General features: G+C 68.6%; 14 protein-coding genes. 4 read left to right on the top strand and 10 right to left on the bottom strand.

Annotated elements, in window-relative coordinates:
* Positions 1-165: 165 nt before the first annotated feature.
* From ACWGE0_RS45165 to ACWGE0_RS45150, 4 genes are all read right to left on the bottom strand, one after another.
* A complete protein-coding gene (locus ACWGE0_RS45165; RefSeq protein WP_452267011.1) occupies positions 166-2,055 on the bottom strand; it encodes an ABC transporter ATP-binding protein in 1,890 nt (629 codons plus the stop codon).
* Positions 2,056-2,145: 90 nt separating this feature from the next.
* Complete coding sequence (locus ACWGE0_RS45160; RefSeq protein WP_452267009.1) at positions 2,146-2,958, bottom strand: enoyl-CoA hydratase/isomerase family protein; 813 nt, start codon at positions 2,956-2,958, stop codon at positions 2,146-2,148.
* Between the two features lie 58 nt (positions 2,959-3,016).
* Positions 3,017-3,226 (bottom strand): helix-turn-helix domain-containing protein, encoded by a 210-nt coding sequence (locus ACWGE0_RS45155; RefSeq protein WP_030473247.1) that lies wholly within the window; start codon positions 3,224-3,226, stop codon positions 3,017-3,019.
* A gap of 174 nt (positions 3,227-3,400) precedes the next feature.
* Positions 3,401-5,029: an ABC-F family ATP-binding cassette domain-containing protein gene (locus ACWGE0_RS45150; RefSeq protein WP_452267008.1), complete on the bottom strand. Its 1,629-nt coding sequence runs from the start codon at positions 5,027-5,029 to the stop codon at positions 3,401-3,403.
* A gap of 146 nt (positions 5,030-5,175) precedes the next feature.
* On the opposite strand from ACWGE0_RS45150, the gene ACWGE0_RS45145 reads away from it, so the two are divergent.
* On the top strand, positions 5,176-5,940 hold the full coding sequence (locus ACWGE0_RS45145) for an SDR family oxidoreductase (RefSeq protein WP_452267007.1): 765 nt from the start codon (positions 5,176-5,178) through the stop codon (positions 5,938-5,940).
* A 4-nt stretch (positions 5,941-5,944) separates the two neighbouring features.
* On the opposite strand, the gene ACWGE0_RS45140 is transcribed toward ACWGE0_RS45145, so the two are convergent.
* Positions 5,945-6,820 carry a LysR family transcriptional regulator gene (locus tag ACWGE0_RS45140; RefSeq protein ID WP_452267006.1) on the bottom strand — a complete coding sequence of 292 codons (876 nt, stop codon included), beginning with the start codon at positions 6,818-6,820 and terminating at the stop codon, positions 5,945-5,947.
* 79 nt (positions 6,821-6,899) lie between these two features.
* On the opposite strand from ACWGE0_RS45140, the gene ACWGE0_RS45135 reads away from it, so the two are divergent.
* Both ACWGE0_RS45135 and ACWGE0_RS45130 read left to right on the top strand, forming a co-directional pair.
* The gene (locus ACWGE0_RS45135) at positions 6,900-7,775 is read left to right on the top strand and encodes an EamA family transporter (RefSeq protein WP_452267005.1); all 876 of its coding nucleotides are present in this window, start codon (positions 6,900-6,902) and stop codon (positions 7,773-7,775) included.
* Positions 7,772-8,398: an NAD(P)-dependent oxidoreductase gene (locus tag ACWGE0_RS45130; RefSeq protein WP_452267004.1), complete on the top strand. Its 627-nt coding sequence runs from the start codon at positions 7,772-7,774 to the stop codon at positions 8,396-8,398. Before ACWGE0_RS45135 ends, ACWGE0_RS45130 begins: the two co-directional genes overlap by 4 nt.
* Here the strand turns inward: ACWGE0_RS45130 and ACWGE0_RS45125 are convergent.
* From ACWGE0_RS45125 to ACWGE0_RS45105, 5 genes are read right to left on the bottom strand one after another with little or no spacing between them, the layout of a single operon-like run.
* Positions 8,382-8,858, bottom strand: coding sequence for a GNAT family N-acetyltransferase (locus ACWGE0_RS45125; RefSeq protein WP_452267003.1), 477 nt, complete (start codon positions 8,856-8,858; stop codon positions 8,382-8,384). The genes ACWGE0_RS45130 and ACWGE0_RS45125 overlap by 17 nt on opposite strands.
* A gap of 18 nt (positions 8,859-8,876) precedes the next feature.
* Positions 8,877-9,359 (bottom strand): hypothetical protein, encoded by a 483-nt coding sequence (locus tag ACWGE0_RS45120; protein WP_452267002.1) that lies wholly within the window; start codon positions 9,357-9,359, stop codon positions 8,877-8,879.
* Positions 9,359-9,862 (bottom strand): SigE family RNA polymerase sigma factor, encoded by a 504-nt coding sequence (locus ACWGE0_RS45115; protein WP_452267010.1) that lies wholly within the window; start codon positions 9,860-9,862, stop codon positions 9,359-9,361. The genes ACWGE0_RS45120 and ACWGE0_RS45115 overlap by 1 nt, the downstream gene beginning before the upstream one ends.
* A 10-nt stretch (positions 9,863-9,872) precedes the next feature.
* Positions 9,873-10,262 (bottom strand): hypothetical protein, encoded by a 390-nt coding sequence (locus ACWGE0_RS45110; protein ID WP_452267012.1) that lies wholly within the window; start codon positions 10,260-10,262, stop codon positions 9,873-9,875.
* 33 nt (positions 10,263-10,295) lie between these two features.
* Positions 10,296-10,976, bottom strand: coding sequence for an acVLRF1 family peptidyl-tRNA hydrolase (locus ACWGE0_RS45105; protein WP_452267001.1), 681 nt, complete (start codon positions 10,974-10,976; stop codon positions 10,296-10,298).
* Positions 10,977-11,394: 418 nt separating this feature from the next.
* Between ACWGE0_RS45105 and ACWGE0_RS45100 the strand changes: the two genes are divergently transcribed.
* Entirely contained in the window at positions 11,395-12,297 is a 903-nt protein-coding gene (locus ACWGE0_RS45100; RefSeq protein WP_319971448.1) for a helix-turn-helix transcriptional regulator, read from the top strand.
* The last annotated feature ends 151 nt before the right edge of the window (positions 12,298-12,448 follow it).

Below are 12,448 nucleotides of genomic sequence, written 5' to 3'. Positions count from 1 at the left end.
GCGTGCCATCAACCCGCGAGTGGCGCGGACCCCCAGATCAGATTGGCGGGGGTCTGGGGGCAGCGCCCCCAGGAAACGCACGCAACAGGACTCGCCGCCCGCAAGGTGACCACCCTCAAAACTCGCGCCCCGCAAAGGTGACCACCCTCAAAGGTCAACCCATCCTCAATACCTCTGCCCAACCTCAGCCCTCTCACTGAACTTCGGCGTAGGCAAAACCCCAACCACCGGAGGCTCAGCAAACTGCGTGTTGTACAAATCCGCATACCGCCCCCCAGCCTCCATCAACTCCACATGCGTCCCCCGCTCAACAATCTCCCCATGCTCCACCACAAGAATCTGATCAGCATTCCGAATAGTCGACAACCGGTGAGCAATGACCAACGACGTCCGCCCCTCCAACGCCTCAGTCAGCGCCTCCTGAACCGCAGCCTCAGACTCAGAATCCAAATGCGCCGTAGCCTCGTCCAAAATCACCACCCGAGGCCGAGCCAGCAACAACCGGGCGATCGTCAACCGCTGCCTCTCCCCACCAGACAGCCGATACCCGCGCTCCCCCACCACGGTGTCCAACTGATCCGGCAACGAAGCAACCAACTCCAGCAACCGAGCCCGCCGCAACGAATCCCAGATCTCCTCATCGGAAGCCCCAGGCGCCGCGTACTCGAGGTTCGCCCGAATCGTGTCGTGGAACAAATGCCCGTCCTGCGTGACCACCCCAACAGCAGACCTCAACGCATCGAACGACAGATCCCGAACATCCACCCCGGACAACCGAACAGCCCCAGAGTCGACGTCGTACAACCGAGGCACCAACGACGCCAACGTCGACTTCCCAGCCCCAGACGATCCGACCACAGCCACCAACTGCCCAGCCTCAGCCCGGAAACTGATGCCGTGCAACACCTCTTCCCCACCTCGAGTGTCCAAAGTGGCCACCGACTCCAACGAGGCGAGTGAAACCTTCTCCGCGGACGGATACGCGAACCGGACGTCCTCGAACTCAACCGACACAGCACCCTCGGGCACCGCCCGCGCGTCCGCCCGTTCCTTGATCATCGGATCAAGATCCAGAACCTCGAACACCCGCTCGAACGACACCATCGCGGTCATCAAATCGACCCGAGCATTCGCCAGAGCAGTCAACGGCGCATACAACCGAGTAAGCAACAACGCCAACGAAACAACAGCACCCGCAGCCAGGTGCCCGGTCAACGCCAGATACCCACCCAGCCCGTACACCAACGCCTGAGCAAGAGCGGACACCAACGTCAACCCGGTCATGAACCACCGAGTGGCCATGGCAGTCCGAATCCCGATGTCCCGAACCTGAGCAGCCTTCTCCGAGAACTCGAGCTCCTCCCGATCAGGCCGCCCGAACAACTTCACCAACGTCGCCCCAGGCGCCGAAAACCGCTCGGTCGACTGAGTGACCATGGAAGCGTTCAACGAGGAAGCCTCGCGCTGCATGTCCGCCATCCGCCGCCCCATCCGCTTGGCGGGCAACACGAACACCGGCAGCAGCACCAGCGCCAAAGCGGTGACCTGCCAGGACAACGTGAACATGACACCCAGCGACAACGCCAGCTGGATGATGTTCGTGACGAACCCGGACAGCGTCGAGGTGAACGCCCGCTGAGCCCCGATCACGTCGTTGTTCAGCCGCGACACCAACGCACCGGTACGAGTACGGGTGAAGAACGCGACAGGCATCTTCTGCACATGCCCGAAGACGGCACGACGCAGGTCGTAGATCAGTCCCTCACCGATCCGCGTCGACTGCCACCGCTCGACCACACCCAACCCGGCGTCGACCACGGCGATCAGCGCGATGGCCACGGCGAGCCACACCACGACGGACGGCGCCGACCCGCCGACGATCGCGTCGACCACGCGGCCGGCCAGCAGCGGCGTCGAGACCGCGAGGACCGACGAGACCACCGTCAGCAACAAGAACACGAGCAGCTTCGCCCGATGCGGCCGGGCGAACGCCACCACGCGCCGGAAGGTCCCGCGGCGCACCTTGGACGGCGCGTCCGCGGTCGCCCCCATCATGAATCGCCATGAGCTGTAACCGTCCACGCTGACTAGAACAGCACAGCGGTCTGACAATTCCTTCGCATGCGGCTACAGCAGCGGAAAGGTTCAGCTTTGAGCGGACATGGCCGCGAAGGACTGCAGGCGGCGCAGCTGGGCGGCGCGCTCCAGGGCGAGCTGGTCGGCGAAAGGCACGCCGGAAGCCGCGGACGCGATCAGCGCCAGCGTCTCCGAAACAGCACCCGGCAGCGGCTTCAGAACACCGGCCACGAGTGCGTCGACCGCCGCGTCCAGTTCTGAAGCGGGCACGACGGAGTTCGCGAGGCCGATCCGCAGCGCCTCGTCCGCCGGAACACGACGGGAGGTCACGCACATCTCGGCCGCGCGCGAGTAACCCACGAGGCGCACCAAGGGCAGCGTCCCACCGAGATCGGGCACCAGACCCAGCCCGGTCTCGGCCATGCAGAACTTCGCGTCCTCGGTGAGCACGCGGAAGTCGCACGCCAGCGCCAACTGGAAGCCCGCGCCGATGGCATGCCCCTGCACCGCGGCGATCGTCACGCGTGCCGGATCGCTCAACCACGTGAACCCGGCCTGGTACGAGGCGATCTTCGCGTCCGCCTCTTCAGCGGGCAACGAGAGCATCGCACCGAGACCACCGGGCTCGCCGTCGACCGGCTCACCGGTGAACATCCGCCGGTCCAGTCCTGCCGAGAAGGCGCGACCGGAACCCCGGACGACCACGACGCGGACGTCCGGGTCCAGCTGTTCGCCGATGTGCCGCAGCGCATGCCAAGTGGCAGGCGTCTGTGCGTTGAGCACGTCGGGACGATCGAGCGTGACGGTCGCGCGCGGCCCCGAGATAGCGAGCCGAACACCACCGCGCTCGAGCAAGCCAGCGTCGATTGCGGGCACTGGCATGTCGTTACCTCCGGCGAACTAGAAGCTAGTTACCGGAGAGTAGCAGTCTGGGTTTTGGCTACTTCTTCTTCGTCCGGGTGGCGCCACCGCGACCGCGCAGCGTGACGCCGGATTCCGACAGAACCCGGTGCACGAAGCCGTAGGAACGCCCGGTGCTCTCAGCCAAAGCCCGGATGCTCGCGCCCTTTTCGTACTTCTTCTTCAGGTCAGCGGCCAGCTTGTCCCGCGTGGCGCCGGTGATCCGGGCACCCTTCTTCAGGTCAGCCACCTTGTCCCGCCTTCCGTACGAGCAGGTGGGCCGTTCTACGGCCCCTGTCGTCGCAATGATCGAACAGGATGCGGCAGAACGCCAGGTGATCAAGCAAAGAGATCGCCGAACGGTCGAATCGATCACACTCAGTTGATCACAGAACGCGTTCAGTAATCCTTTGAGGGGTGGAGATCACGCCAGCTGCACGAGCTCGAGGTAGTCCTCGGACCAGTGATCCTCGGTGCCGTCGGGCAATAGGATCACTCGCTCGGGCTCCAGCGCCTCGACCGCACCGGGGTCGTGGGTGACCAGCACGACCGCGCCCTCGTACCGCCGCAGCGCGTCGAGCACCTGCTCACGCGAGGCCGGGTCGAGGTTGTTGGTCGGCTCGTCGAGCAGCAGCACGTTCGCCGCCGACGACACCAGACCGGCCAGCGCCAGCCGGGTCTTCTCGCCACCGGACAACGTGCCGGCGAGCTGGTCGAGCTGCTCGCCGCTGAACAGGAACGTGCCGAGCAACGACCGCAGCCGCTGCTCCTGCTCGTCCGGCGCCATGTGCCGGATGTTGTCCCACACCGAGGCGTCGTGGTCGAGCGTCTCGTGCTCCTGCGCGAAGTAGCCGATCTTCAGGCCGTGACCGGGGACGACACCACCCGCGTCCGCCTTCTCGCTGCCGCCCAGCAACCGCAGCAGCGTCGTCTTGCCGGCGCCGTTGAAGCCGAGCACGACGACGCGGGAACCCTTGTCGATGGCCAGGTCCACGCCGGTGAAGATCTCCAGCGAGCCGTAGGACTTGCTCAGACCCTCTGCCATCAAAGGAGTCTTGCCGCACGGCGCCGGCGACGGGAAGCTGATCTTCGCGACCTTGTCGTTCTGGCGCACGTCGTCGAGACCGTCGAGCAGCTTCTGGGCGCGCTTCGCCATGTTCTGCGCCGCAACGGCCTTCGTGGCCTTCGCACCCATCTTGGCGGCCTGCGTCATCAGCGCGCCGGCCTTCTTCTCGGCGTTGGCGCGCTCACGGCGACGGCGCTTCTCGTCCGTCGCACGGGCTTCGAGGTACTTCTTCCAGCCGAGGTTGTAGATGTCGACCTCGCCGCGCATCGCGTCGAGGAACCACACCTTGTTCACGACGTCGTCGAGCAGCTCCACGTCGTGGGAGATCACCACGAGGCCGCCGTCGTGCGACTTGAGGAAGCCGCGCAGCCACGTGATCGAGTCGGCGTCGAGGTGGTTGGTCGGCTCGTCGATCAGCAGGATCGTGCTCGACTTGGCGCCGATGCCCGCCTCGGACGCGGCGAACAGGATGCGGGCCAGCTCGACGCGGCGGCGCTGACCACCCGACAGCGTGCTCAGCGGCTGCGCGAGCACGCGGTCCGGCAGGCCGAGGTTCGAGCAGATGCGGGCGGCCTCGGACTCGGCGGCATAGCCACCGAGCGAGGAGAAGCGCTCTTCGAGCTTGCCGTACTTGGTGACGGCCTGGTCGAGCTCGTCGGGGTCGACCAGCTCCGCCATCTTCGACTGGGCCTTCTCCATGTCGCGGAGCAGCTGGTCGAGGCCGCGCGCGGACAGCACGCGGTCCTTGGCGATGACGGACAGGTCGCCCTCGCGGGGGTCCTGCGGCAGGTAGCCGAGCTCGCCCTTGCGCGCGATGGTGCCGGCGTAGGGCTGGCCCTCACCGGCGAGGACGCGCAGCGAGGTGGTCTTGCCGGCACCGTTGCGGCCCACGAGGCCGATCCGGTCGCCGGGCTGAACGCGAAGGTTGGCGCCACTCACGAGAATGCGTGAGCCCGCGCGCAACTCCATGTCGGTTGCGGTGATCAAGAGAAACTCCGAGCAGTAAAAGAACTCCGGGCATGACAAGGGGCGGCACGTCCGGGTCGGCCTACTCCAGGAGGATCACGGGAACCATTCTACGGGATCTCGACCATCGAATTTCCCACCTGTGGCCAGACGCATAGATTGCCGCCATGAGCGAAGACTTCTCCGGCAAGGCCGCGCTGGTCACGGGCGCGTCACGCGGCATCGGCTACGGCATCGCACGCGAGCTCCTCACGCGTGGGGCGGCCGTCACCATCACCGGCCGCAAGGCCGACCAGCTCGCCGAGGCGGTCAAGCAGCTGGAGGCCGACACCGGCGGCAAGGTGCTCGGGATCGCGGGCAACGCGGGTGACGACGCGTCCCGCGAAGAGGCCGTCGCCCGCACGGTCGAGGAGTTCGGCAGCCTCGACGTGCTGATCAACAACACCGGCATCAACCCGCAGTTCGGGTTCCTGATGGACGCCGATCTCAACGCCGTGCGGAAGATCTTCGACGTCAACGTCGTGGCGGCACTCGGTTTCGTGCAGCTCGCGTGGAAGGCGTGGATGGGCGAGCACGGCGGCGCGGTCGTGAACGTCGCGTCTATCGGCGGAATCCGGTCCACCGGCGTGATCGGCGCGTACGGCGCGTCCAAGGCCGCACTGATCCGCCTCACCGAGGAACTGGCGTGGCAGCTCGGGCCGAAGGTGCGCGTGAACGCCGTCGCGCCCGCCGTGGTGAAGACGAAGTTCGCCGAGGCGCTGTACACCGGCCGCGAGGAGGAAGCCGCGCAGCAGTACCCGATGAAGCGCCTCGGCACGCCGGAGGACGTCGCCTCGCTCGTCGCCTTCCTCTGCTCGGACGGCGCTTCGTGGATCACCGGCGAGACCGTGCGCGTCGACGGCGGCATGCTCGCCACCGGCACCGCGGGTTAGCGGGTCAGTCCGCCGCCACGCCCAGCACGTCGAGGAACGCGGCCGCGGCCGGTGTCAGCCCGGCCGCGTTCCACACCAGGTGCTCCACCCGCGACGGCCCGTCCACGATCGGCAGCGTGACCACCCCGCTGAGCCGCGGCGTGTACCGCGACGGCAGCACGGCGACCCCGAGTCCCTCCCGGATCAACCCCGCCATCAGCTCCGCGGTCGTCACCTCGAACGCCACCTCGCGCTGCAACCCCGCCGCGGCGAACGCCTGATCGGCCTGCGCCCGCCCCGGCGACCCCGCCGGGAAGTCGACGAACAACTCCTCCGCGAGCGCCTGCAGCGTCGTTTCGGCGCGCTGGGCAAGAGGATGCGACGGCGCGACCACGGCGACGTGCTCGTCACGCGCGAGTTCGTGCCCGCGCACGCCTTCAGGTCGCGTGTTCGGCGCCAGCCCCAGGAACGCCAGATCGAGCCCGCCGTGGCGGACCTGCTCGACGAGTTCGTGACTGGGCGCCATCCGCAACGCGACCCGCACCTGCGGATACCTGTCCCGGAACACCTTCAAAGCGGCGGGCAGGTCCACGGCGGCGACCGTCGGGATCACGCCGACCACGACCCGTCCGCGCACCTCCCCCACCGCCGCCGCGACCTCGGCCGCCGCCCGTTCGGCGAAGTCGAGGCACTGCCGGGCGGACGGCAGGAACGCCGCACCCGCCGCGGTCAGCCGGACGCTGCGGCTGGTGCGGTCGAACAGCCGGGCGCCGAGCTCGCGTTCGAGGCGCGCGATCTGGTGGCTGAGCGCGGACTGCACGACGAGGCAGCGCTGGGCCGCCTTGGTGAAGCCGCCGGTCTCGGCGACCGCCACCACGTACCGCATCTGCTGGAGTTCCACCGATCCATCTTGAATCACGATGGATCGGATGAAAAGCATGTGTTGGACTCATTGATCGCGCCGCCGAACACTGGACGACGTGAGCAACTACCTCCGCATTGCCTCAGCCGCGTTCGCGCCGGTGGTCTGGGGATCGACCTACGTGGTCACCACCGAGTTGCTGCCGGCCGGGCATCCGCTGTTCGCCGGTCTGCTCCGCGCGCTGCCCGCCGGCCTGATCGCGCTGGCGCTCACCAGGACGCTGCCGCGCGGTCCGTGGTGGTGGCGAGCCGCCGCACTGGGCGTGCTCAACATCGGCATGTTCTTCCCGTTCCTGTTCATCGCCGCCGAACGCCTGCCCGGTGGCGTCGCGGCCACGCTGGGCGCCGCGCAACCGCTGGTGGTGGCGTTGCTGGCGGTGGGCCTGCTGAAGGAGAGCCCGTCGGCGTGGCGGTTCGCGTGGGGCGTGATCGGCGTCGTCGGCGTCGGGCTGGTGGTGCTCGGCCCGGCCGCCGGATTCGACTTGATCGGCGTGCTGGCCGGACTGGGCGGCGCCGCGACCATGGCGCTCGGGGTGACGCTGACGAAGAAGTGGGGCAGGCCCACCGAGGTCGGCCCGACGGCGTTCGCGGGCTGGCAGCTGACCGCGGGCGGGCTGTTCCTGGTGCCGGTGACTTTCCTGTTCGAGGGCCCGCCGCCCGCGATCGGCCTGGCTGCCGCGGCCGGTTACCTGTGGCTCGGCGGCATCGGCGGCCTGCTCGCGTACGTCCTGTGGTTCCGCGCGATCACCACGCTGCCGGTCACGTCGGTCTCGATGCTCGGCCTGCTGTCCCCGATGGTCGCCGCGCTGCTCGGCGTCGTCGTGCTCGGTCAGACGCTGAACCCGGTGCAGCTCACCGGTTTCGCGCTCGCGCTGGCGGCGATCGTCGCCAGCCAGCGTCCCGCACCCGTTCTCGCCAAAGGAGTTCTCCAGTGAAGATCGCAGTCGTCGGCGCCGCGGGCATGGTCGGATCGCGGGTGGTGACCGAGGCGGTGCGCCGGGGTCATGACGTGACGGCGGTGTTCCGCGGCCCGGTTCCCCCGGTGCCGGCCGGAGTGCGTGGCGTGCGCGGAGATGCGACCGACCGTGAGCTGATGGACGGTCTTCTGTCCGGAGTGGACGGTGTGGTGGCCGCCACCCGGCCGCGCCCCGGCGAGGAGTCCGCCGTCGGCCCGGCGACCCGGACGTTGCTGGACGCCGCGCTCGCCACCCGCACCAGGATCCTCGTCGTGGGCGGCGCCGCGCCGCTGCGAGCACCGGGCGGGTCGGGCCTCGTGTTCGACAACAACCGTTACGTGCCAACGGACATCCGCGCCATCGCGGCGGCGAGCGTGCACCAGTTCGAGGTATGCCGGGCGCATGCGGCGGACTGGGTCTACCTCAGTCCGCCCGCGCTGCTCGAACCCGGCGAGCGCACCGGCGGCTACCGGCGCGGCGGGGGCGTGCTGCTCACCGACCCGTCCGGCGCGTCCCGGATCTCGGCGGAGGACCTGGCCGTGGCGGTGCTGGACGAGCTCGCGAACCCAGGCACGGACCGGCACTTCACGGTCGGGTACTGAGATCCAGCGCCAGGACGGTCTCGCCGTCCTCGTCGATCTCCCCGGTCGGCTCGAACCCGAACGCGCGGTAGAACGGCTCGGGTGAGCCCTCCCCCGGCACGCAGCTGGTCAACAGCTCGGCCGCCCCTGCCGCGCGCACCAGCTCCACGACCTCGTTCAGGATCGCGGTGCCGTAACCGCGGCCCTGCACGTCCGCGCCCACGAGCAGGCGCCACAGGAAGTAGGGCCCGCGGATGCCGGGCTGAGGGGTCACGTTCCAGCTCAGCATCACGAAGCCGACCGCGTCCTCACCGTCGTAGACCGCGCGGAACCACGGGTTGGCGCTGGGGTGCTGCGCGGCGTGCTCGAAGGACTTCTCGACGGACGCGACGAACTGTTCCTGATCCGGACGCACGCGCACGGCGATCACGGCGGCACGGTTGGCGTCGGTGACCTCGACGAGGCGGATCTGAGCGGTCATGCCCAGGAGTCTGCCCGGTCAGCGGGTCGTGCTCGGGAACAACGGCTGCGTCGACTGCAGAAAGGACGACGTCGCCGTCGGCGCCGTGGTGTCCGGCATCGACGGCGGCGTCTCCTGGAATTTCGAGGTGTTCGGCGGGTGCTCGGGCTTCGTGGCCGACGGCGGTGTGTTGTGCGGGCTCGACGACGGCGTCGTCTGCGTCGGGGACTTCTCCGGCGGCGTCGAGTGCGGTGACGATGACGGCGACGGCTCGGTGGACGTGGACGTCGGCACCGGCGAAGCGGGTTGCACGGGTTCGGCGGGCGCACCCGGCAACACGGCCAGTGCCACCGCCACAACGCCCACGGTCGCCGCCGCACTCCCCACCACCGCGATGGTCCGCCGCCGTGACCGCACCGCCCGTCCGCGAGAGATCAGATCGGCTGCCGTGACGGCACGCGGCGGCGTCCCTTCCGCGTGCAATGCGGAGAAAGTCGCCCTCAGGTCGTCTTCGCGAACCATCACACCTCCAGCCTCAAATGATCGAACTCCGGACCGAGCTTGCGCCGCAGAGTCTCCAGGCCCTTGCTGCTCTGGGACTTCACGGTGCCGGTCGAGCAGCCGAGCGCGGCCGCGGTGTCCTCCACGCTCAGGTCGTGCCAGAAGCGCAGCACGAGGACCGCGCGCTGGCGTGCGGGCACCCCCGACAGCGCCTGCCACACGACGAGCCTGTCCTCCGTCGCCGCGACGGAGGACAGGCCCTCTGGAGGGGTGTCGGTGAGCTTCTCCCTGCGCCAGCGGACCTTCCGGCGTTCGGCGAGGAACGACCGGACGACGATCTGCCGCAGGTACGGTTCGAGCCCCTCCCGGTCGGCCAGCTTCGGTCCGGCCAGGTAGAGCTTCAGGAACGCCGACTGCATCACGTCCTCGGCCTCGTGCCAGTTGCCGCACAACAGGAACGCGGTGAAGCGCATCGAGTCGGCGCACCGGTCGAAGAGTTGGGTGAACTCGGCTTCCCAGTTCAGGGGATGTCTCCTAGCGACCAGGCTTCGAGCTGGTCGGCAGCGGGGTCGTCTCCGGGGGCGTCGACGACGTCGGGTGCGGCGGGGTGGTCTCCGGGTACGTGGGCCGCGTCGGGCTCGGCGGCATGGTGGTCGGCGGGTGCGCCGGCTTCGTCGAGGTCGGCGACGGCATGGAGGTCGGCGGCAGCGTGGGGGTCGGCGACACCGACGTCGGCGGGTACTCCGGCTTCGTGGTCGACGGCACGGGCGACTGCGTGGAACTCGGCGTCGTCGGCAGCGGGGTCGTGGAGATCGTCGGAGCCTGCCCGGGCGTGCCACCGCCCGACAGCGCCAGCGCGGGTACCGCGATGCCGACGCCACCGAGCACGACGGCTCCTGCCACGATCATCATTCGCTTGCGCACTACGAAACTCCAACGGGGTCGGTGGCGCCCTCTTCAGGCACCCTCACCCGTATCCATGCGGTCGGCCGCCGGTCCGGTTGCCCGTGTGTCCTGGATCACGATCTCGACGCATCGGGCCCGTTCCGCCGCCTCGTCCAGCACCGTGCGCCGGGGTTCCGGCACGTCCAGGACACGTTCCTCGGCGATGGAGAAGACGTCCGCGAGCCTCCGGTCGTTGCGCAGGACGTCCAGCGACTGCCAGTCACCGCCGAGCACGACGCCGTCCAGCTGGGCGAGCCGCGGGACCAGCACGCGGAACACGTCGTCCGCCGCCGCCTGGAGCGCGACCCGTGCCTGCCCCTCGCGGCGCCGGGCGAACCGCTGCTGCGACCACCCGCCGGCCTTGTTGCGGCCGTGCACCTGTTTGCGGTCGGTCGCGGACACCTCGACCTTGCCGCCGAACGCCACACCGACGCTGTGGCCGCCGAGCCGCACGAGCACCAGGCCGATCCGGCGCGGTCTGGCGAGGTTTTCGACTACCTCTTCTACAGAGGTACCGCCGCGGGTCGCGAACGTGGCCGTCGCGCCGTCCGCGGCGGTGATGACGAGCTCGTGTTCCCGGATCCGGACGTCGACGGCGCCGTGCCGGTCGGCGAACCTGCCGATCCACCCCTGCACGCGTTCCGGTTCGACCTCGACGGCCCGTCCACCGGGAACCGGCCGCACCCTGCTCATCCTGCCGCCGCTGCGTGGCGCTGGGGGACGATTCCGGGCTGTCCCCACCCCGAGATACTCCCGAGCGGGCAAAAGACGCCCAGGCGGCGCGACAGGCCGTCAGGAGCCCAAGCCAGGGCGGTGAGGTCGGTCACCGTGCACACAGTAGAGCCATCTCAACACGAGGCGTGAACGGCACACGGATGTTACTGATCGGTTCGGAATGCTTGACAGATGAGTCTCGAAAGCGTGAACTCATCAACCGTATGGATTAACCATTGACTCCATCCGGCTCCGACCAGCGACGTTCACGGACGGGTAGGGTCACTGGGGCGTGATCTTATGACAGCGGGGAGTCACCATGACCACTGCTGCCGGTCGACCAACACTGACCGTTGAAGAGACAGACTCAACGGGCCACGGCAGCCTTACACAGCTCTTGACGACGGGACCGTTCCCGGAAGCGTTGAGGGCTGCCATCAAGGCGAGCCGTCTCAGCCTCGACCGCATCCAGCACCGGTTGGCACTGCGCGGCGTGACCATCAGCGTCGCGACGCTCAGCTACTGGCAGTCCGGCCGCCGAAGGCCGGAACGCCCTGAATCGCTGGAGGCACTCAGGCACCTCGAGTCGGTCTTGGGCGTGCCTCAGTCGGGTCTGTCGGCGCTGCTCGGCCCACCTCGTCCGCGAGGTCGCCGTTGCCGCCCGACGACGATGATGCCGATCGACGCGCTCTGGGCGCGTCGGGAGCGGGTCGCGAACCTGCTCTCGAAGGTCGACACATCCTCCGACTTGAAGCTCGGGCGGATCAGCCAGCACGACCGCATCGAGATCTCTGCCGACGGCGGGCAGAAATCCGTGTGGGTGCGCCAGATCCTGCGTGCGGAGCAGGACGGGCCGGACCGCTGGGCGCTCGTGTTCGAGACCGAGGAGTCCGATGTGCTCCCCGAGATCGTGAACGTGCGCAACTGCCACCTGGGCCGGATCGCTCGCGACCACGAGGCCAACATCATGGTCGCCGAGATGATGTTCGAACGTCCGCTGACCCGCGGCGAGACCCTCATCATGGAATACCAGCTGGTGTTCCCGGAGGGCCACGCTCCCAAGGGCAACAACACGTTCGCGCGCAAGTTCCGTCTCCCGGTCCGCGAGTACGTCATCGAGGTCCGTTTCGACGAGACGAACCTGCCGTCGCGCGTGCAGCAGTACAGCGTGCCGGCGGGCGACGAGACGCCGTCGCGGCGACGCAACCTGACCGTGGACACGGGCGGCGGCGTACATGCCGTGGCGCTCGGGTTCGGTCCGGGTGTGTTCGGCATCCGCTGGGAGTGGCCGAACCGCTAGCCGGTTCCTGTGGTTCTTGAAGCAAAGAGAAGGCCCCCGGCTCGCGAGCCGGGGGCCTTCTCATTGTCAGCAAGCACGTAACACCCACCCCGCGACGGGCAGGGTCACGGAGCGGATAGAAACCCGGTCCCAGCCCCCCCCCACGGCCACC

The organism is Lentzea sp. NPDC054927, from assembly GCF_053610285.1.
This window is presented reverse-complemented; position numbering and strand designations above follow the sequence as displayed.